The following is a 21261-nucleotide window of genomic DNA, read 5'->3' as shown; positions in this document are numbered from 1 at the left end:
TGATGAAAAAACACATGTCAAGTCGCCATGGGGTGCGTAGTTTCAATGGATAAACTATCGACAAACTATGTGTTTTCTGGCAAAATCAGGACCCAATCCCCGGGATTGATCCCCCTCAACCGCCCCCGAAAGGAGTCCCATCAACATGACTACCGCTGCAAAGAAAACCCTCACGCTCGTCTTGTCGGACGTAGAGATGGAGGTGCTCGATGCGCTTTCCTCGGACAAATCGTTGTCCAAGACAGCCGTGCTCAGACAGGCGCTGCGGCTGTATCAAACGGTCGACATTCGCCAGCAACGTGGCGAGAAGCTGTTCTTCGAGAACGAGAAAAGTAAAGAGAAGGCGGAGCTCATGCTCCTGTAAAACCTATGGTCGAACTCTGGAACCGGCACACGAAGCGTTTGGAGCCCGTCGAGTTGCGCGAACAGATCGATGCCAACGACATTGCTTGCTATGAGCAGCATTGGCTCCCGCCGATGCAGGCGAAGCTCGAAGAGCTGCGAGTCGCGGGAACGCTGAGTAGAGAGTCAGTCGAAGAATGGAACGTAGCCGACTCCCATTGGAGATGGGGTTCGAAGTTCCACAGCCGCCAAGGTCAGCTGCAATGGGCGTCGTACGCGCTCAGAAGCGAAGGCCTGACGCAAGGCATGATATTTCTCAACTTGCTGTATCGTTGCCAGCTCCAGAGTCAACTTAACCAACACATGGTGTATGTGGACTTAGTTTCCACAGCACCTTGGAATCGATCCAGATTTACCCCCGAACCCAAGTACGGCGGCGTGGGCCTGGTTCTCGTGACTGAAGCCATCGTGCGTAGCTACAACGAAGGATTCGACGGACGTATCGGCTTGCACTCCTTGCCCGGAGCCGAATCCCTCTACCGCGACACGCTAGGCATGGAGTGCCTGGGGGTCGACGTTAAGGCCGATGGCTTGCCCTACTACGAGATGACACCTCAGCGAGCAGCAGAACTACTCGCGCCCAGAACTCCTAAGTAAGGAGGTCTCTTATGAGCATTAGAAATCGCCCGGATCGCCAGTGGTACGCGCGAATGATTCAAGAAACACTGGATGATGACTTCGTGATCGGCGCATCCGTATTCCCGTTGAACGAACAGAAGACGGCAGTCTCTCCATTGACAGTTGCCTTTGGCGTGCTTGTGCGCCTAGCTCGGCGATCGAGAAAACTGAGCGTGGTTCAGCTCGCTCAGAAGCTATCGGTCGATGCGGAGGAGGTTCAAAAAATTGAGCATGACCCTTCGTATCAGGCCAGGCCACGGACCATCTCCAGCATTGCGAAATTCCTTGAGCTTCCTCTCAAGGAAGTGATGACGCTCGCGGGTGCAGCCTCATCCAACGACGATGCATTTCGCACTCAGGCGATGAAGTTCGCTGCGCACTCCGACGACATATCCACGCTCACGCAAGAGGAGCAGGAGCTTTTGCGAAACTTCGTTCGCTATCTGAGAGAAAAGCCTTAAAGGATTCATCTTGTTGGAACTGGTCGGCCCGAGAGAGCAAAAAGATATCGATCAGCTGGTCGAAAGGATCTTGCGTGACTTGGGGCGGCCGGAACCGCCTTTGAATCTTGCGATGGTGCGCGAGCTCCTGCGCTTGGACCGCAAATACTATTCGTCCCTCGACGTGGGGCCGCTCGCAGAGTTCGCGCATCGCATTAAAGTCGCTGGCAAGCGGCTGGCGGAGGATCCGCGACTGATATTGGATGTTGTAAAGAAGGCCAAGCTGAGTGGCCTGTGGCTGCCCGACGATCGTAAGATCTTCATCGACCAAGAAGTGCCTCTACTGAAGCACCGATGGATCGAAGCCCATGAGATCAGCCACAGTTTCATCCCCTGGCACTCGGAGTTTCTGCTTGGAGACAACGAGGCGACACTGAATCCTGCTTGCCATGAATTTATCGAAGCTGAGGCGAACTTCGGTGCTGGCCGGATGCTCTTCTTCGGATCTCGGTTCAGTCGCGAAGCCCAGGATGTTCCGCAGTCCTTCAAGAGCATTCAGGCACTCAAGGAGCGCTACGGCAACACCTTGACGTCCACGTTCTGGCGATTCGTCGAAGAGCGTAACCCAGCTCTAGCTTCGTTCGGACTAATCAGTGCTCACCCCAGGCACGCCGACATTGGCCCGAGCATTGATGGTACGGGGGTGCATCACTTCATCACGTCGCCCGCCTTCCGGCAGTTGTTCCCGGCTGTGACGGCGCATGACATCTACGCCTTGATCGAGCGCAATGCCTCCTGGAGACGCAGGGGGCCGGTCGTTGGTGGCAGTGACAGCCTAGTCGATCTTCGGGGCGAGAAGCGAATCATCCAGCTTGACGGCTTTTGCAATACGCACCAAGTGTTGACCCTGGGCTGGCTCAGCAGCTAGCCTTCTATTCAGCAGGAGATGCTTCGCCTGAGGTGCCTGTCTCGGGCAGTTCGGATAGCTCGGGCACGTCGACCTCCTTGACGTCCGACGTAGACTCTCCATGGAAGTTTTCCGCGAGTTTGGCCAAGACGGCCAAGTCCTTGTCTCGCTTGGCTTTTGAAACCACGGGCCGGATGCTACCGAAATACTTTCGACCACGAGCCTCGCTCACGTACTGCACCTGGCTACCGATCTCGTAGAACTTGGCTTGGCAGATACAGCTACCGACAACCAGTTCGACCGGCGTATTCCCGTGGTTGAATAGCTCCAAGGGAATGCAGCCGCGCCAACCAGGCTGCAGGGACGTGCTAATGCCAATCCCCAGACGCGCGTAGCTGCTGCGCACGGTAATGTCCGTATAGACGTTGTTCGGCAAGGCGAGGTATTCGACTGTCGTGCCGAGGACCAGTTGGTGCGGATAGAGCACAAAGCGCTCTCCAAGCGTGCGCCTCGTCTCCTGGAAATACGTCTGGATGCCCCTGAATCTGGCCCCTGGAGATGACTTCAGCTCGACCGCCGGGCTGCGCGTGAGCACGGAGACAAGGAAGTCGTAGCCCAGGCGCAGATCAACGGAAACCTCGCCGACCTGGTCTTCACGCAGGAGTGGGTCCAGGCAGATGGAGTCAGCCGAGTCGCTGGCAAGCGAATCGATAAGCTCCTTACGAGTGAGCAACCGCATTCCAAGCCTCTCGAATCATCCGATTTCTGATGGACTTCTCGATCAGATCATTGACCACATCCACCCGGTCGTCCTGGGCGATGTGTTCCCAGTCTCCAGTGCTAGCATTCCACTGCCTTATCAGGAAGTCCCATCCGGATTCAAACAATCCGAACAGCGTCCTGTTCGAGCTCACGTCAAAGGGCCTGACGTTGCCCAACGACTGCTCGAGATCCACTGCGTCGAACCTGCGCGCTAGGGGCGGTAACTCCAACTGGGCCAAGGTTGTCTGAAACATATCGATGATGGGGTTCGGCCGACCTTCGAGAAAATCATCAAGCAATGCGAACCGGTCCGCCGCGGCCGGGTGGGTATGTGTCACCTCATCTTCAGGGCAAAACTGCTGCAGGAACTCCTTGCCTGCCCGCCCCACATAACTCGCCGAAAACAGATCCGCAAAGTACTCTTGGCGGTGTGCCTTGACGACCTTCAGCCAGATCTTCTTTTGCGTTTCATTCATCGATGGCACCTCAGCCACCCCATCAATGCCGGGAAGGTCTGGCCCGGCCTCAGGGGGACACTGCAGCATGGTTGTGCCAACGACTTCGCGAGCGTTATCGACGTAGTGCCCGACCTCGTGAAAAAGCGGGCTGCAAAACAACGGCTTGTGACGATAGATGTACGGCAAGGCGATCTGAACGGGGCGCCCATGGATCGTGATGCCCAGCTCCGTCTCCACGAGCTTGAAGAAGGACTCTCGACCGCCCTGAAAGAAGAAGCCCGAGTCCTGGACGATGGCGGTGGTCACCAGCAGGTCGCTCGATGTCCACTCCTCGGCCGCCTTCTCGATGGCGTAGACGACCTCATACGGGATCTGCTTCGTCGTACTTCCCGTGAGAAATTGGGTGAGCTGCCAGATGTTCTCCAAGACCTCGCGTGCCAGCTTCTCGTTCAACGACGGCGGGTCGGTACTCATCTTCGCAATGGCTGCGCGCGTTGCGTCCCTCAGATCGTCGATGTACTTGTCGAGCCGTGGAGAAAAATACGGCGTCTCGGCAAGCCGATCCAGTTGCTGGAGAAGCAACTGGAGGTTGGATCTAAGCAGCAATTGGAGCGAACGCCGTCAAGAGTTGGCGGGCAACTCCCGCGGGGATGGCGTCCAGCGCGCGGAACTCCTGCAGACGAAGCCACAACTGTGAGTTCTCGCGTAGCCGCAACGCCAGTTCGATCGACTCGGGCAATGTTTTCGGGCCGATCGTGGAAGGGTTCGCTGCGATGTCGCAAGCCGCATGGAGAACGCCCAGTGCGTGATTCTGCAGAGAGGGCGAGACCTCTGGAGTGCCGCCGAGAGACCGCAAGACCGTCTCAAACAGCCAAGTCGGACTGTCGCGCCTTGATGTCGCTGCCAACATATCGTTCCCCTCTCGTGCTGCCTGCTTCGAGAACATCGCCGTCAGGCGACCTTCCTTGGCTTGACGAATTCCGCCCGCTCTGAGACGAGCATGCCCGCAACGACCTCGTCGCGCAATGGGGCAAGTTCGATCACAAACGCGAACACGTACTGACCATCCAATGCCCGTTCCAGGGTGTCACCCTTGCCGCGCAAATAGATGTCGCGGCCGTCGGATACCACGTGGCTTCCAGGCAGGGATGTCAAAGTGATCTCCGGGTGCAGCTTTCGGAGGCCCGTCAAGGCCTTGCGCAGTCGCTGAACCGACACACCTGCTACGGAGAGCTTGGCGACCAAGCGAAGCGCAACAACGTCGCCAAAGGAGTAGCCACGCTTCAAACCATGTCCTCTCGGGCGCAGCACCGTCGGAATGACGAGCTTCTCCCGGCAGAGGTAGTTGAGCATCGCCTGGGAAATGCCTGCCAGGGCCGCTGCGCGAGCGGCTGAGAAAAACTCGACAGTCGATGAACCGCTACGAGAGGGCATAGATAAAAATAGTTTGACGCAAAACTATATACATCAAGGACGCTGCCATTGCAAGCAGCATTTAACGCCCGAAGCTGATGAGCTCCGCGCGAAGCCTATCTCCCAGGCTGGACATACCACGAACACACCGATCAAGAAAGGAAACGATCTCACGAGCCTCCGGGAGGACGGCAAGGTAGTAGCCTTTCTCAATGCCATCGAATGTGGAGGAACTCTCCTGAAGCAGGACTGGCGCAAACATTGGGATCGGCTCACCCGTTTCCGTGCGCAGATTCATCTCGATGGTTCCATCCGTCCCTTTGGAGACGGATACCGCCGCGACGGCACGGCGCAGATTCATCTGTGCAGGCGATCTAGCGAGATGCATGAGCGTTCCCAACCAGCCGTCTGCGGTCGCTACCTCCAGACAGCTACGCACCCGCACCGCCAGATCGGCTTGCCTGTCGCGAAGCGAATCCATCAATTCATTGCTTCGCCCCGCAGGCGTGACCGGGAAGATCGGAAGGCGATACTGGCCCCGCCCCACGGGAAGTTTGCATCGCAGTGCGAGTTCCTCGCCCAGCTCGCCATAAGCCATCTCTAGTGCACTTATTGCAAACTGAACTGATGCGCGGAGAGTACTTACGATAGTCCCTGACGTCAGCCCTCTCTCGAAATCTTCGTCATGAGAGGACAGTCGAGTCACAACCACACGAGCTTCTGAGACGTAGGTATCAAATCGCGAAAAGGGGGGCATGAATTCGTTCCTTGTGCTTGGCGCGAATGTAGCCGCTCTCTACGTTTCGCGCGTCGCGAAAGATCCACTGATAGAGCAAGAGCTCTAGATCGCCTGAATCGGCGCTGTGGGTTGCACACGGAAGCCAGCGAGAATCGCCCTGCATGGGGCTCTGCATGGCTTCCCCGAAGTACTCGAACGCAACTCCGACTTGGATGGGGAGGCCGTTTGGTTCGCTTTGGAAGCGAAGGGTCCGCGCTACGGGTGGTGGCGGGGCTGTCGGACAACGATGACACTGCTCGCTATCCCCCATCTACCGACTCGCTGAATCCTCGTTGTGCTCAACTTGGCGAGTTGCTCTGCGTAGAAGTAGCGGAATGTGCAGGAGAAAACCGCGCTCCAGGGACGCGCATTTCCGAGCAAGACTTCTGCATCGATCCCTTCCCTCCGAAAAGCTCGCTCCATCAGCATTGCTACGCGCCTCTGCGTCGGGCTATGAACCAACAGCGGTGAGTCCATGGTCAACGTGTGGCACTTGCAAACGTTTGCCAGCTTCGCGATGTCTGTCAGGCTACTGCGAGCGATCGTGGCAGAGGAGTCACCATTGAGGTGAATGCCAAGTCGACCTGGCACCAAAGGATGATGAATGATGAGAAACGGCCCGCCCCGGCGATTCGACAGAAACAGCGCGGCCAGAGCCCACAGCTGCGCCAAGCCGAAGAGAAGCAGCGGTCGAGGATAGGTCGGATACTGCACCTGGAAGACCCGTGTTGCGACGAGCAAGACGCTCAGGAGAAGCAGCGGCGGTACTCGATGCCGCGCGCACATCACGAAAAGCTGCCGATGAAGCCAAAGGAAAAACTCCGCCAGATGCTTCAAGGTCGCCATGCCGAGCCGCCGTCCAGGCACGGCTTTCAATATAGTCTCCACCAGGTGCGATGCTGCTCGATGTAGTACGCCAGACCCTCGTGCCAGTCGCGAATGCGCAGCATCGAATCATCAAAGCCAAGTCTCCGACGGGTGTCCCAGTTTGCCTTGGGCGATATCACGATGCGCCCGCGTTCCTTGCCCTCGTGCTGGAAGCTTATGTAGCCGAGCTCGAAGGCTTTATCAAGACCTGGCGTAAGCATAAGGCCGTTGTCCACATCCCAGCGCGCGTTCGTTGTTTCGCACCGGCTCCACGGCACGATATGCGACGCCATCAGCACCTCTTTGCTTTTGAGTCCGGTGACGGAACATGCATCCCCCCAGCGACTCAGCAATCGATCTCGAAACTTTGACTGGCCGATCCGAGCCTTCACAATGGCGTCGCGTTCGCTATCGCTCAGGTCCGAGAGACCATCTAAAAGACTCGATATCTGCTGTTCTTCCTGCAACGCAGCAGGACCCGTTCGCACCGTAGATTCCTTGACATCCACCTCCGCTGATGGCCCAGCCTTATGGCGATCCATCACGAACTTGCAGAAGGTCTCGAAAAGGCTGCGAAGCGTGGCAACTGCTTCCGCCGGCTGTCCGGCGTCTGCGAGTTCAGCGCCGTAGGCCACTCCGCGGACTTCTACGTCTTCCTTCTGCAGGTCTTTTTCTCGAATTCCGTATGGCTCGATATTCGTGTATCTTGCGCAGGCGCGGCCCTGCAGGAGATATGTGGGTCCGCGGGCGAAGTGGTGGTGAACACTCTCGGGTCCGCTGGTAGTCCAGATCCGCAACGTGATAGCGCCACGCGTGTTGCCATGACGCGGTAGGTTGAAGGCGATCAAGCGCACGCCATCTAGAGGCTCTCGCACCTCCACCCAGAACGCGCGGTTGTTGGTGTACCGATGTTCCTGGCGGATGAGGCGACCCGGTTCGGCGAATAACTGGGAGATGCCCGCCGCCGCCGACTTCCATTGATCCGGCGATCCCTCGCCATCAATCCACTCCCCCCAGTCCATCAGATTTCCTCCGGCGTTTACGGTTGAGAGTAAAGGAATTCGCGCGAACTGAGCCCAGGTGCGAATGGCTATCTGAGTTTCCCGCGCGTCAATTCTCGGCCCGTGCAGGAAAAATAAAGTTCTTTCACTGCAGAAGAAGACTTCTGTAGCTCCTCAAGACCATAGTCGATCAGCCCATCGAAATAATTCTCCCGGGTAGATGGGAAGTGTGCTTCCGGGCCATAGACCAACGAACTGAAAACGTGCTCTACCTCGGCCAATGCATCAAGAGCGCATTCGCACAGCAGAGAGAACTGTTCGCTTAGTGCGGCGATTTCGACGAGGTGCTTCAAGAGCACATCCTTTTGAACTCCCTGCAACATCCCACCCCAGCCATTTCCATCGCGGCTTGTGATTGTCACCACGAAGCCACCGCTGGCGCTCTCTGCAAACGAAACCCTGGCCGCATCCTCCTGAATACCAACCTCTCGCATCCCGGTCAGCACTTCATTCAACTGGTCGATTTGCCAGTAATTCAGTTCGCATTCGCGCGCGAGCACCTTCTTCAATGCTCGAAGCTTCCGCGCATCAGCCGCGCTGCGGCGCCTCCACTCCAGTATCTCTCTAGTGACAAAAACTAAGACGGCAACAATTGCGGTGGCGGGTAACCATTGCGAGAGGTCTGGTGCGCTGGCCAAGAGACTGCTTTCCCATTTCATGAGCGCGGAGCATACCCGGCTACACCAGCATCATGGCTTTGATGCGGAGCTTCCGCTTGTTGCCCCGAACGGCACCATCGAACAGTTGAATCGCCACCGATTGCGCTGAAGATCGACTGACTTTTTCCGAACCACCCCCGGCAGAGAAAGCTGTTGCGGTTTGGCCATCGAGTTACTCGTGCGACTTGTCCAGCCAGACGCGGGCCTCTGTGCCAAACACGCGGAGCCAGCAAGTCTTGTGGAGATCGGCCTACCTCTAGCTCCTCAAGGTCTTGATTTCAATGACCAATGCAGGGTCGAAGTCCCTGTTCTCGATCCTGCCGCTCCAGTTCACATAGCCGCGTGGGTTGCAAACCACTCGGCAGGAGCGGATCCGGTAGTCGAAACGCTGGTGGGTGTGGCCATGTATCCACAGCACGGGCACATCAAAGAATGCATCCGGGAGTTCGTTGACGAAAGCACCTGAGGCCCAGTCATCGGCGTAGCGCCGCGAAAGCGAGCCACGGTGAGGCGCGTGGTGCGTTACGACCACCGTCGGTCCGGCGAACGGTTCCGAAAGCCTGTCTTGCAGCCACGCACGCTGCGCCTGATGAATCCGAAGCGTGTCGGCTGCTTGAAGTTTTCTTCCCTGCTTGTGGCGCCAGGTATCGGGTTCTGCCGACTCGTCGACCGTGCGGATCAGCGCATAGTCGTTCAGCAGATTGGTCGCCATCTTCATGGCACGCCCGACATCGCTGATTGGCCCTTCAGGTGTCTCGATGGCGAGCGCGAAGTCGGTCCACAGTGTTGCGCCAAGGAAGCGCACGCCATCAATCACCAACTCGTCACCATCGAGCAGATGGACATTGGTTCCTTCGGCTTCGCGACGTGCTTCAGCCAGCGTAGTGTCGAGGAGCCCATCGTAGTACTCGTGATTTCCCAACAGATAAGTCACGGGCTTGCCACGAAAGCGATCCGCCGCCCATTGGACGGCGCGCTTGGCCGGCGAATGAATGTCGCCCGCGAGGATGACGACATCGAATTCGAGATCCGGCACTGGCTCGAAGGGCGCGAACTCTAGATGGAGATCGGAGAGGATCAATACTTTCATCGGGATGCCCCTTCAAAGCGCGCACGAAGCTCGGCGCTGGCCTTGTCGTCGAAGCCGACGAACGAGCCGCACATCACCAGGTGGTCCTTGCAGTGATCGAACTGCCAGTAGGCATCGTCGAGCGCGACCCAAGGTTCGTCGACGGCATCGTGGATCTGGAGCCAGGCGAGGATCTCTCCTTCACGCTTTCCATACGGCGGTGGAAGGCCGAAATCCGAATGCGGCGTGGCCCCGAGAATCCGAGCCCGGATGTCGCTGGAGAACGGCTTCAGCAAGGTCTTGTAGAGAAGCTGCTCGCGCCAGGACGAACTGATCTCGATCTTCACGTGCGAGAACTCGCGCAGCAAGGTCTCCAAGCGCGGCAGGAAGCAGAAGTCGACGCCGCCGTTGAGGATGTGATCTTCCCCCTCCGGATGCAGCACGCCGTCGAAATCTAGGAACAGGATCACCCTGAATCTCCTGGCCCATATCCATCGGCCCTCATACGACACCGCCGTGTTGAATGGCGATGAGCATCGATCGCACCTTGTCAGAGCCACCCCCGGCCGCGAACGCCGCCGGCGTTTGACCATCGAGCAGTTCGTGCGGCTTCTCCAGCCAGGCTTGGGCCGCTGCGCCGAACACCTGAGTAGCGAGATCGAGCACGTCTTGTAGAGGCCCTCCCGGCCCAGGCTCATCGCGCGGCCATGCCAGGTGCGAGCCCATATCAACCCCGAAGGCACGGAAAGGCGCCGCGGCGGTCATCAGGCCCTCGCCGAGATAGTCGATGTTCTGATGGTGGTGGCCGTGAACCACTAGCTGGACGCCGAGCTTCTCGGCGAGTTCGTCGATCGCTTTCCAGCCGTGTGGATGGGCCGACGGCGCCTCGTGCGTCACCAGGATGTCGGCGGGTCCGCTTTGTAGCAGTTGTTGGTAGTCTGCAGGGAAGATGGAGGACCGGTGCTTGCGGGAGATGCCGTCGCGCCACCGCTCCTCGCGCTTCATGGTGCGGCGCATGGCCTCTCTCGACTGGAACGCCGCCTCCTCGATCGGCCGCCGCGGATCCCAAATCTTGCTGCGGAAGATGCCGCCCAGGCCCGCGACCTTGAACCCGGCGATCTCGACGATCCGTCCGTGCAGGTTGCGGGCGGCGATCTGTGATCCAAATAGATTATCGAAATCTTCGACGGTATCGGTGTCATGGTTCCCGTGAATGAACCAGACCTCAGTGAGGCCCAGGATCGGCGCCAACTCGATGTGCAGAGGCCGGCGCGCCTGGATGTCACCCAACAGCACGATGGCCTCAGGCTGAAAGCGCTCGACCGCAGCGATCACGGGGTCGAAGTCGCCGTGGGGGTCGCCGAAGAACATCAGCTTTGGCGCTGACCTCTCGCGCTCGGATCGCGCATGAAAGTCTGACGGGATGAGCGGTTTCATTTCATATGCCGATGGCGGTTCATCGTCCAGCCGCGAACCGCAGGAAGTGCGAGCGCAGTTCCTGGAAGCTGTCTTGATCGAATGCATGCCGGGGATCGGTGAGGACGAGCCGCGCGTAGCCCGCTTCGAAGCTCGAGGGCCAATCGTCAAGCGCTACCCACTCTGCATCACTACGGCCGTTCCCGTTGAGCCAAGCCTGGATCTCCAGCTGGCGTCGGTGCCGGACGACCAGATTCGGGTCAATCTGCGGCGTCGCTCCGATGATCCGATGCTGGATGTCGGTGCTGAAATTGCGCTGCAACTGTTCGATGCTCTCGGCCAGTCGCCAATCCGACGAGATGACGACGTCGACAGACTCGAACTCTCGAAGAAGCTCTTCCAGCCGCGGCAGATGGCTGAAGAATCTGCTGCTGAACGAGTAGTCCGTGCCGACAGGATGCAGAACACCATCGATGTCCAGGAACAGCAAATCGCTGGAATCACTCGTGCGACCAAAGGCATCATGGGTCAGCGCCGCTTCCGCCATGGGTAGACGGCAAGTACAGGGCTTCATCATCCAGCAAACTCGGCCTGGAAGGACTCAAGGAGATCGAGCACATCGGCGGCTCGCCCTTCGGCTACCAGCGACTCGGCGGTCCTGTAGTCAAACAGTGCGAGTGGCTCGTTTCTGTACCAGAGGATGGCCGCCTCGAGGTCCCCACCCGAGACCGCAGTCGCGGCAGCCAGCACTTGCTGGATCGTGCGGGTAGATGACAGGATGTCACTCATAGCTCGACTACGAACTCGGGGTTGAACTGCTTGTTCTCCAGGCCGCGGCCATGCTGCAAGTACCCACGGGGATTGCACACCACCCGGCAGTTGCCCGCTTGATAATCGTGACTCTCGTGAAGGTGACCGTGAATCCAGAGCGAGGGCACTTCGAAGAAGGAACTTGGGAGCTCGCTCACAAAAGAGGGGGACAGCCAGTCGGACTGATAGTGCCGCGCGAGAGAGTTTCGATGCGGGGCGTGGTGGGTCACAACCACCGTTGGCCCGTCGAAGGGCTCGGCCAGTTTCTGGGCCAGCCAGGCGCGGTCACGCTGGTGGAGCGCCAGTGTGTCCTCGGGTACCAGGCGGCGCTTTCTTGACTTGGCTGCTACCACGGGTGCGTCGCAGGATTCCTGCGCCTCGTCCCACCGGATCGCTGAGTAGTCGTTGAGACGGACCTTGGCCGCCTTCCTGGCCCGTTCGGTGTCTACCAGCAACCCCGTCTTGGTCTGGATCGGCAGTTCGAAGTCTGTCCACAGCGTGCAGCCCAGAAAGCGGACGCCGGCGATCACGGCCTCGCCGGGTGCCAGGAGATGAACCTTGCACGCGGCCGCGGTCAGCGCCATTTCTTTCTGCGTCGTCTGGAACACCCCGCTGTAGAACTCGTGGTTGCCCGGCACGAACAGAATCGGGATCGTGTCCCCGAAAATGTCTGCTCGCCGGGCCCAGCGCATGGCCTTGGAACCGGGGACGAAGATGTCTCCGGCAAGGATCACTGCGTCGTAGTCGACCTTCGGGACGTTGAAGATCCCGAACTCGAGGTGCAGGTCCGAAAGGATGAGCAGCTTCACGTCGGTAGGCTCATTTCTTCAGCAGCGCATTCAGGGCATCAGGATCGAGAGCTTGGCGTTCCATGCCTCGCCCTCGGACCTGGAGGGCACGGCGACCCGGAGTGTTGGGCGATCGAAGTCGCTGGTCTCGAAGAGCAAGTGGACGTGCTGAAAGCGAAACACCGGATTCCCGGGATATTCGGTCCATTTGAGCTGCCAGGTCTGGAAGTAGTCGAAGTCGACCGTCTGAGCCCTCTTTCCGCGACTGACGATGCAGGCCTTGCGGGCATCGGGATCGAACAAGATGCAGGTCCCGTCCCAATCGCCCAGCATTCGGCGAGGATCGACCGGGAAGAAGGTCGCACCGGATGTCTGCCCTTGTTCTCGCAACATCTGCTCTCGCCCGGTCTGGATCGCACGAGGCGATGCGATCCAGGCCAAGTAGAAGAGAACCAGCGCGACAGCGAGCATCGCTAGCAGCGGGAGTGTCATGGTCGGATATTCCTGTTGAGAGCGGTCTCGCGTCCGTCGCGATGAGTCTTGCCGCGAGTCGACACGGGAATGGTCGCAAAAATCATATCAAAAAGATACTTATAGTCCGCGAACTTAAGGTCCGCGTACTTATCGTCCGTAGTGCTTTAGGCCGCGTACTCCGAACATGACGGGATGAGTACGAAGACGCGAGCGGTCGCACAGAATCCCCTGGAAGTCTTTGGTGCCGGGGTGCGCGCCGAGCGCAAGGCCCGGGGTTATTCGCAAGAAGCATTCGCCGATCACATCGGCATTGACCGCAGCTACATGGGCGGGGTTGAGCGAGGTGAACGCAACCTCTCGCTGACGAACATCATGCGGATCGTGACGGGGCTGGAAATGAAGCCGTCCGAGTTCTTCAGGCATCTGGACGGATCAGTACGCGGAAAGTAGCGCTCGTTTCGGCGTGGGGCGGATGATGTGGCGAGCCTGCCGGGCTTTTCGCGACAGCCACCGAGCCCTCCCGAAGTCGATTCCTGATCCAAGACCTTTGCAGCAGGATCGTCGAGATCGCCCATGCGCTTCGGCCGTCGTATGCCATGGTGATGGATTGTTGCGGTCGCCTCCGGCATAGCTTGGCTCGCCGAAGCCCAGGCCTTTGCATTACTCCTCCCGGCGGCTAGTCCCATACCGGCCTGATCACGTGGGACTGCATCTCCATGGTTGGCTGTTTCTCTCGTTGCATCCTCTTTGAGGCGATATACGTCATTTCGCAAGACCGAGGGTTTGCCGCATCACCGAAAACAGGTATTGCATTCCCCGCTCCTACCGATAGTCTGTAACGCCTTATTACAGGAGGCGAGTCATGTCGGGATCAGGCGGTGGCGGTGGCGGAGGGGGCGGTTCTGCGGACTGGGATATCAGCTGCGACACATTGGTCATCGAGACGCAGTTGACCTCACCAGACGCAGCTGTCATTGCGGGGATCCAGGTGAGTGAGGTGCTCCCGGTGGAGAGCCGGCAGATGAACGGCATGACCGTCGTGGTGGTTGTGCACAACGGTCAGGTCGCGGGCGGACTCGCCGCCCCTCAACTGCCGCGTCTGCGCGAGTGCATGAATGCCGGCACTCAATATGAAGCGAAAGTTCTCTCCAAGTCCAACGGACAGGTTCGCGTAAGCGTGCGGCCCGTGCAGCTGTGACTTCGCAAGCCATGGATGCCTCGGGGGCGATTTCTGAGGATCCCATTGCGGTCGTGGGCGGCATCTACCACGAGCGATGCATGCGCCCCCGCTGGCGTGAGATCTTTGGTTCGGCTGGCAGGGCCGCTTCAGCGATTGCGGCAATGCACGGTGCGGTGGAGTTGCATGGGTATGTCGATCGCTATGGTGCCGACGTCGTCGCCCAGTGGGCAACATTTTCCAAGACACCCATGGTCATGCGGACGAGGGTGGCGTCGACCTCGGTGGTTTTCGACTATCACCATGGGCTGGAAACGCCTCGCATCCACGGCGCAGCCGAACCACTCCCCGAAATCGAAGTCGGTTCCCGACACATCGTCCGCTTCGGGATGCTGGAGAGCGATGCCCGAGTTCACGGAGACCGGGTCGTCTACGATCCGCAGAATGCGCTGGACCCGCGGCCGTTCCATGAGAACGGGTCCACCGCCAGGGAACTCGCACTCGTCCTCAACCAGCACGAAGCCTCGCTGATGACGGGGAAGAAAAATGCAACGGTCGAGGACATGGCCAGGGAACTGCTGCAATCGCATGGAGCCAGCGTTGTGGTCATTAAGCGCGGGCCACGAGGAGCGCTTGTCTTTGACGGTGCGCACGTGCATGCCGTGCCGGCCTATCGTTCGCAAGAGGTGTGGAAGATCGGCTCGGGCGATAACTTCGTCGCCCACTTCGCGCATCAGTGGATGCAGCGTGGTCGCACTCCCGCTGAAAGCGCCGATCTGGCATCGAGGGCGACGGCGTTCTACTGCGAGACGCGCTCTTTTGCGACGCCTGAATCACTGGCCGCGTTCAACCCTCCTGCGATCGCCGTGTCTGCTCGCTATGCAGCAGGCTGGCGGCCGACTGTGTATCTTGCGGGACCATTTTTCACGCTGGCTCAGCTATGGTTGGTTGAGCAGGCTCGGGACAACTTGCGCAGTATGGGACTCACTGTGTTTTCGCCGTATCACGACGTTGGCCTGGGGTCGGCTGACGACGTGGTGTCGAAGGACTTGGATGGGATCAGGGGCGCCGATTTCGTGTTTGCAATCGGCGACGGGCTCGATTCGGGGACGATCTATGAGATCGGATATGCCCGCGCCTTGGGCAAGCCCGCCATCGTCTACTGCGAGAACGAAAGCGAAGAAAACAAGAAGATGATCGAGGGCTCCGGCTGCACCCTTGCCAAGGACTATGTGGGGGCGATCTATCAGGCTATCTGGCTGGCTGCGAGCCTATGAAAACGGCGCTGCTGCTGTCGGGTGGGATGGATTCCCTCAGCATCGCTTGGTGGAAGCGCCCGAATGTCGCGATCACTCTCGACTATGGGCAGTTGGCGGCTGAAGCGGAGTTTCGAGCGTCGAAGGCCATCTGCGCAATTCTCGATATCGAACATCATGTTTTGCGGGTCGACTGCCGCCTGCTGGGCTCGGGCGATATGGCCGGGGTCAAGGCTGATGCCAATGCTCCCGCAAGCGATTGGTGGCCCTATCGCAACCAGCTATTAGCAACACTCGCAGCGATGAAGGCAATTTCGCTCGGTGTCACGCATCTGTGGTTGGGGACGGTGAAATCAGACGGCAGTCATCGGGATGGAACGCAAGAGTTTGTCGACGCACTGGACCGCATGCTGAGCTTGCAAGAGGGAGGCATGCGGGTCGAGGCTCCGGCCATCGGACTTTCCACGGCCGAGCTGGTGCGGCTGGCACGGGTGCCCCTTGACCAGTTGGCCTGGGCGCACAGTTGTCACAAGGCCAATGTGGCGTGCGCCCAATGCCGCGGATGCAACAAATACTTCGAAGTGCTTGAAGAACTGCAGCGTGACGTGGCTTGATCTGGGAAACCCGCAGCCGCGCCCTGAAGCGCAGCGCTACGTACCTGTGCATTGGCCGCAGGGCGAACGAATCTCCCTGCAGCCTCTGGAGAGCCTGCCGTCGCGAGATCCGATCTTCGAGAGGTCCTTTGTGGACCTCGCGATCCATCGACGTTCGGCGCGCGAGTTCACGCCGCTGCAGCAGGATCGTCTGGGCTGGTTGCTCGCGCTGGCCAATCGGCAGCTGGCTCGCGGTCCGCAACATCTTGGATTTCCTCTGACGCTTCGGCCTTCACCTTCCGCTGGGGCGATTCATCCCGTGCACCTGATCGTGCAGAGCCCGGCGCTTGGCGGATGGTGCAGGTATGACCCGGCGAGCCACGAACTCGTGTCGGTGCCCAGCAGCCTCGATACGCAAACGGTACGAAGAGAGGTGGATGGGCTGGTGGCGGCTCCTTTGGCCACGCTCTTGCTTCTTGCTGCAGAGCCTGGAAAGACGGCTGCGAAATACCTCAATCCCTGCAGCCTTGTATGGCGCGACGCCGGCGTCCTTCTGGGGTATCTGAGCCTGGCGGCGGAAGCACTCGGCCTTGCGTTCGTTCCGCTGGGGATCACTGGAGACCCATGGGCCGGGATCCTAGTCGATGAGGCGGGCCTGACGGGTGTCGGCGCTGCGCTGGTGGGTGCGTGCGCGTGACTTGACCCGTTGCTGGCTCTGCGACTGCTTCTTCGCCGAGTCCGCGGGCAAGCGCTCTCGCAGGAGTTCGTGGACAGTCGTTTGTGACGAAGCCATCTCGAGCCACATGAGTGCGTCGAGCTCAGATGCGCGCACGCCGAGTCCGCGCGCGAATGCCAGAAACTGCTGCTCGAGCTTCAGGTAGTCGCGCTCCACGGTAAGTCCCTGTTCGAAGAATCCGCCCAGCATTCCGGCGCGCAGGATATGGATGTCGAGGATTGCGACATCGTCTGCGTCCAGCCAGTTGCGCGCGATCCATGAGGCCGTCTTGGGGCCGATCCCTTGTATCGGGAGCAGCCAGTCTCGCAACTGTCGCCCCGTGAGCGTCGGCGCGGCCCCTTCGGCCAGCCTGCTGAAAGCTGCGTGCAGGTACCGCGCCTTCTGCTTTGCGAAGCGATAGAGCACGAGTCGGCCCTCCAACTCCATGGGGGTCGACAGCTGTGCCAGCAGGTCTGCCTCCGTGGGCACGCCGCGTTCCAGGGAAAGCAGCCCGTGCCGCTTGAGGTGCCTGAAGGCGGCGAGGCCAATGCTCGCCGGAATGCCATGCCCGCCCAGCAGACAGGCTGCCACCTCCTCGACGAGTGTGTCGCCGATCCTGTAACGCACGCTGGTGCCATTGACTCGCCGCGCCATCACCTGGAAGGCCCAGTAGGCCGGTGTTGGAAAGGCCTCGATCGCGCCCCAGGGTACGCCGGGGACCACCTCGTTCGTCGCGGATGGCAGCTCCAGGTGAACTGCGGTCTGCTCGAGAAATACGGCCGCGCGCTGCGTCATCGGGCGCTCCTGGATTGATTTGCCCTGGTCCCTCCGGAGCCTCGCGGTGAGCGATGACCTTCAGAGGCATGTGCCTGCTGCCAGTCTGCGTCGGGACGATAGCGCAGCTCGCGCGTGCCCGCCACTGCGAGCTTCGAAGCCGCCTGCAAGAGGGAGAGGAGCGCCTTGGCGTGCGCCTCCGTGCCATCCCAGGTGCCCGTCAGGGCGCGGACCAGTTGCGACTTGGCGTCGAGGTCAGGTGCCTCATCGAGCTTAATACACAAGAATTTGCATATTGCACGATGCGTCTTGGTCAATCGACTGGGCATGTTCAGGGCTCTGCTGAGTGTCGGCTGTGGAATCCCTGTCTCTCTGGAAAGATCAATCTGCCGCAGCCCTTGGGCGGCCATGGCTTGATGAATTTTCTGGAGCGCAACATTGACGGTCATGCAAATATTATTGCATATTTGCATGCATGAAATCTCTTCAACACGCCATCCGCAATCTCCCCTTCGATGCTGCTGCGATGGAGTACGACTCGCAGCTGCGGCGACTGTTGTTGAAGGAGCTCTACTGGAACGACCTGGCGGTGGAAGAGCTGTGGCTGCCTGGTGGACGCAGCCGTGCCGATATCGCGGTGGTCAACGAGCAGCTCTTCGGCTTCGAGATCAAGGCCGGTCGTGACCGGCTCGATCGCCTGCCGCGGCAGATCCAGGCGTACGACAGCCTGTTCAGGTATTCGAGCATCGTGACGGTTCCTGCCCACCTCCCGCAGGTCGAGAAGATGCTTCCTTCGCACTGGGGCGTATGGGTTGCGCTGGGAGAAGGACGAACACTGCGTCTGCGATGCCTGCGCAAGCCGTCGGCCAACTGGCGCCGGGACACGGTCCGGATGGCCCGGCTGCTGAACCGGGCAGAGTGCATCCGCAGGCTGCGGGAGCTGGGACTGGGCAAGGGGACTTCGAGGCTCTCCAAGGAGGCGTTGGCCCAGGCACTGGGAAATGAACTGGCCCTCGGGGAGATGGACGAATACCTGTGCAGATGCCTGCACGAGCGGGCCGCGGCTCGTGCGGAGGAGTTCACGACGGATGGTGTGTGGAATGCGGCGCACCATGAGCCGGAGCAGGATGCGGTCGAGCGGGATGACGTCGGTGCCGGGCTGAGTCTTTCTCACCTGGCCCATGCCGGGGTACTGGATACCAGGGTTGAGGATCGGCCCTTGTCGGCGGCCTCTGCCCCGTCGCGATCTCCCGCACCTGTGTCCCCGCAGATCGGATGCGCGGGAAGCAGGCTGGACGAGCTGCGGGCGGAATTTGCGCGGGTTGCCCGAGAGCACCTCGATAGAGCCGCGGCGCCCCGGTCGACGAGTCCCGCGTCTGCGCGGCTCGGTTTCGGCTCCAGTCCAAGCGGGCCGGCAAGCTGAGTGCTCGACTCTGATTCCGGAGCGCAGTGCCGGGTGTTTGAGCGATTCGAACCAACTACCATGGCGCGTCCCGTTGCTCGGGTTGCGTCAGTCGTTGTTCGCCAATCCCGGTCCTCCACCTCTTGTTGCAGATGTCGTCATACAAAGATCCGCCACTTCTCGTTTTTGAACGACTGAGCGACACACCGGTACGAATCGATTGGCTGGGAGATGTTATTACTACTTTTCGACGCGGCAAACGTGCTCAGTTCATCAAGGTGGCCTGTTCGAAGTGGGAGACTTCCACGTCGTGGGGAGGCGCCCAATACGAAGAGCCGCAACTCGAGGCGCTCGTGCCGATCGGGTTCTTGCGCCGTCTGCGTGTCGGTGACGTCTGGCACGAAGGTTATCGGGTGGGCGGGGCGCGGTTGACGCAGAAGTCGTTTGCAGGGCTGCGCGTCGATCAGGCAACAACCGAGATCGTTCCTTGCGGAGAAGCATCGATCTGCTCGGACGGTATCTCGCGTCACGAACTCCCATTCACCCATTTCGTCGGGCACAAGGCGCACACGACTTCGCACGTCGTGAAGGTGCGAGTCAACCCGAACACAAGCCTGATGGTTCCCTGTACGGAGCTGGTGCGCCGGTACTTTGGAGACAGCGGCAGTCTGGCTCGGAAGGTGTTCTCGGGCGCACTGGCCGAGCGGACACTCTACGATTCCGACTCGGCCGAATTCAGGCCAGTGGATCGAGTCGCCAGTCTTCGTCTTGGCGAGGATCTGACATATCACGCAGCCTCCACCGTGGCCCGCATCGCGTTCGACCCCGCTGCGCGCAGAGCGTTCAAGGGCCTGGTCAATTCAGGTGTCGCCGCCACTGCGAACAAGAAGCCCTGGTACGCCAAGATGAACTTTCCCATCGAAGGGCTGACGGATCTGAGCGTGCGTGGCCTTTGGCTCGAGCGTGGCCCGGACCGATCCTTTCTTGCGCTGCAGATTCTTTCGTGCTCGCATCCCTTTCCTTTTGAGAAGCTTTTCTTCGAATTGCACCCCGCACAGTCGGCGGGCTCGAGCGCTCGGACGCCTGAGCTGCAAGGCGCCGCAGGCGAGCACAACGGTGCGGGAGCTCGCAATGGTGGAGGGCGCGGCCTGGACGTGGGGCACGCCAACCAGGATCTGTCGCCGCTGATCCTCGACGCGGATACTGAACCCTCGGATCCTTTTCCTGACCTCGCCACGAAGAAGATGTACCAGGTTCGCAAGGAGCCTCGTCCTGCGGCTGGAGAGTCAGCGCAGTCACAGCCCAGTGAGCAGCCTCATGCCCCTGTCGGTAGCCCCCATTCGAAAGAGGCGCCTCGGGGCGTCGAGTTCGTCGCGGCACGTCGGTTGTATCGGGGTGGTCAGCCTGAACCGCGATCGCTGCTCTGGCTGCGCGAGGAAATTGCATACAGCCTGCCAGAGGTCCAGGCCAAGGCGCCGTTCGACACCAGTGTCGCCAGCCGCCATCTCATCACCCATGGTTCCGGGTTTGCGCGAAGGTCTTCGCCGATCTGGGCGACCGTATTCCGCTACGAGGCTGCGGAGGGCGTGGGCCGAAGCTTCCTGTGCACGGTCGTGGAGTCACCGGCCTCGCCCCAGAGCATCGAACTCCTGATGTTCGATATTCCATCACCACAGGCCCTGGATCTCGAGATGTTCAATCGGCTGGTGCTGATGAACTTCGTGCCGGCCGACAGGCTGCTCGCCGCGGCCAGTGGGACGGAGTTCAAGATCGGCTGGACCGCAGACAGGCTGGCCGAGCGGGATGGTACGGATCTGGCCGTTGAAATGGTCGAGATGATGCTCGACGCGTTCAATCATTCCGCAGCCCGTGCGGCAGGTAGGCAGACCCGAGGCGCAAAGTGAATCTCGCCGAACTTCTCGCCGATCTCAACGAGTGGCACTTCTTCAAGGAGTTTGTCTACTCCAGGACCACATTCCGTCCGAACCCTCAGCAGGAGGTCGAGCTCGCAGACAAGCGCAACGAACTGCGGGAGTTCAAGAAGCGTTTTCAACTCGCGATCGAGAAGTCACGAGGCGACGAGTTCACGCGTCCCTATCGGATCACGTTTCCGAGGACCGGTTGCGGTTTTGTATTTATCCCACTGAGCAAGGATCTGTTCCAGCACAGCCGAACGGCGCTGACGAATCTGACGCAGGCACATAAGTATGACCATCGTCTTTCAAAGTGCATCGGAGTGGTGATAGGCAACCATGATTCCAAAGGCTACTTCCATGCGGAATGGTGTTGCGTGTCCGGTCCATGGGTCCAAGATAAAGAGTACGAGCGCGTGCTCGCGGAGAACAATCCATTTCGACCGGGCCGAGTCGCGGAGTTACCACGCTATCGCCATACTCCGCCTCAGGCTACTTAGCCCGAAAAA

28 protein-coding genes are annotated in these 21261 nt (G+C 59.8%); 12 read left to right on the top strand and 16 right to left on the bottom strand.

Annotated features, from left to right (window positions below):
* Positions 1-145: 145 nt before the first annotated feature.
* Genes AC3WQR_RS12720 through AC3WQR_RS12705 form a run of 4 tightly spaced genes read left to right on the top strand, consistent with a single transcriptional unit; the run spans position 146 to position 2388 of the window.
* Positions 146-364 carry a transcriptional regulator gene (locus AC3WQR_RS12720; RefSeq protein ID WP_436310924.1) on the top strand — a complete coding sequence of 73 codons (219 nt, stop codon included), beginning with the start codon at positions 146-148 and terminating at the stop codon, positions 362-364.
* Positions 365-369: 5 nt separating this feature from the next.
* Entirely contained in the window at positions 370-999 is a 630-nt protein-coding gene (locus AC3WQR_RS12715) for a hypothetical protein (protein WP_492742269.1), read from the top strand.
* Positions 1000-1010: 11 nt separating this feature from the next.
* The gene (locus AC3WQR_RS12710) at positions 1011-1481 is read left to right on the top strand and encodes a helix-turn-helix domain-containing protein (protein WP_492742268.1); all 471 of its coding nucleotides are present in this window, start codon (positions 1011-1013) and stop codon (positions 1479-1481) included.
* 10 nt (positions 1482-1491) lie between these two features.
* Positions 1492-2388: an ImmA/IrrE family metallo-endopeptidase gene (locus AC3WQR_RS12705; RefSeq protein ID WP_492742267.1), complete on the top strand. Its 897-nt coding sequence runs from the start codon at positions 1492-1494 to the stop codon at positions 2386-2388.
* A 4-nt stretch (positions 2389-2392) separates the two neighbouring features.
* Here AC3WQR_RS12705 and dcd read toward each other — a convergent pair whose 3' ends face one another.
* The 14 genes from dcd to AC3WQR_RS12635 form a co-directional block, all read right to left on the bottom strand.
* On the bottom strand, positions 2393-3106 hold the full coding sequence (gene dcd / locus AC3WQR_RS12700; protein WP_492742266.1) for a dCTP deaminase: 714 nt from the start codon (positions 3104-3106) through the stop codon (positions 2393-2395).
* The gene (locus AC3WQR_RS12695; protein ID WP_492742265.1) at positions 3087-4169 is read right to left on the bottom strand and encodes a hypothetical protein; all 1083 of its coding nucleotides are present in this window, start codon (positions 4167-4169) and stop codon (positions 3087-3089) included. The genes dcd and AC3WQR_RS12695 overlap by 20 nt, the downstream gene beginning before the upstream one ends.
* 369 nt (positions 4170-4538) lie before the next feature.
* Complete coding sequence (locus tag AC3WQR_RS12690; protein ID WP_492742264.1) at positions 4539-5021, bottom strand: MerR family transcriptional regulator; 483 nt, start codon at positions 5019-5021, stop codon at positions 4539-4541.
* A gap of 61 nt (positions 5022-5082) precedes the next feature.
* Entirely contained in the window at positions 5083-5598 is a 516-nt protein-coding gene (locus tag AC3WQR_RS12685) for a hypothetical protein (RefSeq protein ID WP_492742263.1), read from the bottom strand.
* Positions 5599-5994: 396 nt separating this feature from the next.
* Positions 5995-6624 (bottom strand): hypothetical protein, encoded by a 630-nt coding sequence (locus AC3WQR_RS12680; RefSeq protein WP_492742262.1) that lies wholly within the window; start codon positions 6622-6624, stop codon positions 5995-5997.
* 26 nt (positions 6625-6650) lie between these two features.
* The gene (locus tag AC3WQR_RS12675) at positions 6651-7667 is read right to left on the bottom strand and encodes an HNH endonuclease (RefSeq protein WP_492742261.1); all 1017 of its coding nucleotides are present in this window, start codon (positions 7665-7667) and stop codon (positions 6651-6653) included.
* Positions 7668-7735: 68 nt separating this feature from the next.
* The gene (locus tag AC3WQR_RS12670; RefSeq protein WP_492742260.1) at positions 7736-8365 is read right to left on the bottom strand and encodes a hypothetical protein; all 630 of its coding nucleotides are present in this window, start codon (positions 8363-8365) and stop codon (positions 7736-7738) included.
* A 256-nt stretch (positions 8366-8621) separates the two neighbouring features.
* Complete coding sequence (locus tag AC3WQR_RS12665; protein ID WP_492742259.1) at positions 8622-9455, bottom strand: metallophosphoesterase; 834 nt, start codon at positions 9453-9455, stop codon at positions 8622-8624.
* The gene (locus AC3WQR_RS12660) at positions 9452-9904 is read right to left on the bottom strand and encodes an HAD domain-containing protein (protein ID WP_492742258.1); all 453 of its coding nucleotides are present in this window, start codon (positions 9902-9904) and stop codon (positions 9452-9454) included. Before AC3WQR_RS12660 ends, AC3WQR_RS12665 begins: the two co-directional genes overlap by 4 nt.
* Positions 9905-9935: 31 nt before the next feature.
* Positions 9936-10871 (bottom strand): metallophosphoesterase, encoded by a 936-nt coding sequence (locus tag AC3WQR_RS12655; protein WP_492742257.1) that lies wholly within the window; start codon positions 10869-10871, stop codon positions 9936-9938.
* A gap of 19 nt (positions 10872-10890) precedes the next feature.
* Entirely contained in the window at positions 10891-11397 is a 507-nt protein-coding gene (locus AC3WQR_RS12650; protein ID WP_492742256.1) for an HAD domain-containing protein, read from the bottom strand.
* A gap of 26 nt (positions 11398-11423) precedes the next feature.
* Positions 11424-11639 (bottom strand): hypothetical protein, encoded by a 216-nt coding sequence (locus AC3WQR_RS12645; RefSeq protein ID WP_492742255.1) that lies wholly within the window; start codon positions 11637-11639, stop codon positions 11424-11426.
* Positions 11636-12469 (bottom strand): metallophosphoesterase, encoded by an 834-nt coding sequence (locus tag AC3WQR_RS12640; protein ID WP_492742254.1) that lies wholly within the window; start codon positions 12467-12469, stop codon positions 11636-11638. Before AC3WQR_RS12640 ends, AC3WQR_RS12645 begins: the two co-directional genes overlap by 4 nt.
* 30 nt (positions 12470-12499) lie before the next feature.
* A complete protein-coding gene (locus AC3WQR_RS12635) occupies positions 12500-12940 on the bottom strand; it encodes a hypothetical protein (protein ID WP_492742253.1) in 441 nt (146 codons plus the stop codon).
* A gap of 174 nt (positions 12941-13114) precedes the next feature.
* On the opposite strand from AC3WQR_RS12635, the gene AC3WQR_RS12630 reads away from it, so the two are divergent.
* The 5 genes from AC3WQR_RS12630 to AC3WQR_RS12610 all read left to right on the top strand — a co-directional run bounded on the left by AC3WQR_RS12630 (position 13115) and on the right by AC3WQR_RS12610 (position 16645).
* Positions 13115-13372 carry a helix-turn-helix domain-containing protein gene (locus AC3WQR_RS12630; RefSeq protein ID WP_492742252.1) on the top strand — a complete coding sequence of 86 codons (258 nt, stop codon included), beginning with the start codon at positions 13115-13117 and terminating at the stop codon, positions 13370-13372.
* Positions 13373-13784: 412 nt separating this feature from the next.
* Entirely contained in the window at positions 13785-14120 is a 336-nt protein-coding gene (locus AC3WQR_RS12625; protein ID WP_492742251.1) for a hypothetical protein, read from the top strand.
* On the top strand, positions 14117-15376 hold the full coding sequence (locus AC3WQR_RS12620) for a PfkB family carbohydrate kinase (RefSeq protein ID WP_492742250.1): 1260 nt from the start codon (positions 14117-14119) through the stop codon (positions 15374-15376). The genes AC3WQR_RS12625 and AC3WQR_RS12620 overlap by 4 nt, the downstream gene beginning before the upstream one ends.
* A complete protein-coding gene (locus AC3WQR_RS12615; protein ID WP_492742249.1) occupies positions 15373-15969 on the top strand; it encodes a 7-cyano-7-deazaguanine synthase in 597 nt (198 codons plus the stop codon). Before AC3WQR_RS12620 ends, AC3WQR_RS12615 begins: the two co-directional genes overlap by 4 nt.
* Complete coding sequence (locus AC3WQR_RS12610; RefSeq protein WP_492742248.1) at positions 15956-16645, top strand: nitroreductase family protein; 690 nt, start codon at positions 15956-15958, stop codon at positions 16643-16645. The genes AC3WQR_RS12615 and AC3WQR_RS12610 overlap by 14 nt, the downstream gene beginning before the upstream one ends.
* Here AC3WQR_RS12610 and AC3WQR_RS12605 read toward each other — a convergent pair.
* The gene (locus AC3WQR_RS12605) at positions 16586-17458 is read right to left on the bottom strand and encodes an 8-oxoguanine DNA glycosylase (protein ID WP_492742247.1); all 873 of its coding nucleotides are present in this window, start codon (positions 17456-17458) and stop codon (positions 16586-16588) included. The genes AC3WQR_RS12610 and AC3WQR_RS12605 overlap by 60 nt on opposite strands.
* On the bottom strand, positions 17455-17886 hold the full coding sequence (locus tag AC3WQR_RS12600; RefSeq protein WP_492742246.1) for a helix-turn-helix domain-containing protein: 432 nt from the start codon (positions 17884-17886) through the stop codon (positions 17455-17457). The genes AC3WQR_RS12605 and AC3WQR_RS12600 overlap by 4 nt, the downstream gene beginning before the upstream one ends.
* Before the next feature lie 26 nt (positions 17887-17912).
* On the opposite strand from AC3WQR_RS12600, the gene AC3WQR_RS12595 reads away from it, so the two are divergent.
* The 3 genes from AC3WQR_RS12595 (at position 17913) to AC3WQR_RS12585 (ending at position 21252) form a co-directional block, all read left to right on the top strand.
* Positions 17913-18860 (top strand): sce7726 family protein, encoded by a 948-nt coding sequence (locus tag AC3WQR_RS12595; protein WP_492742245.1) that lies wholly within the window; start codon positions 17913-17915, stop codon positions 18858-18860.
* Between the two features lie 122 nt (positions 18861-18982).
* Positions 18983-20743, top strand: a complete 1761-nt coding sequence (locus tag AC3WQR_RS12590) for a hypothetical protein (RefSeq protein ID WP_492742244.1) — start codon at positions 18983-18985, stop codon at positions 20741-20743.
* Entirely contained in the window at positions 20740-21252 is a 513-nt protein-coding gene (locus tag AC3WQR_RS12585) for a hypothetical protein (RefSeq protein WP_492742243.1), read from the top strand. The genes AC3WQR_RS12590 and AC3WQR_RS12585 overlap by 4 nt, the downstream gene beginning before the upstream one ends.
* Positions 21253-21261: the final 9 nt, after the last annotated feature.

It is taken from the genome of Variovorax sp. FW305-3-2-15-B-LB1, assembly GCF_058787635.1.
This window is presented reverse-complemented; position numbering and strand designations above follow the sequence as displayed.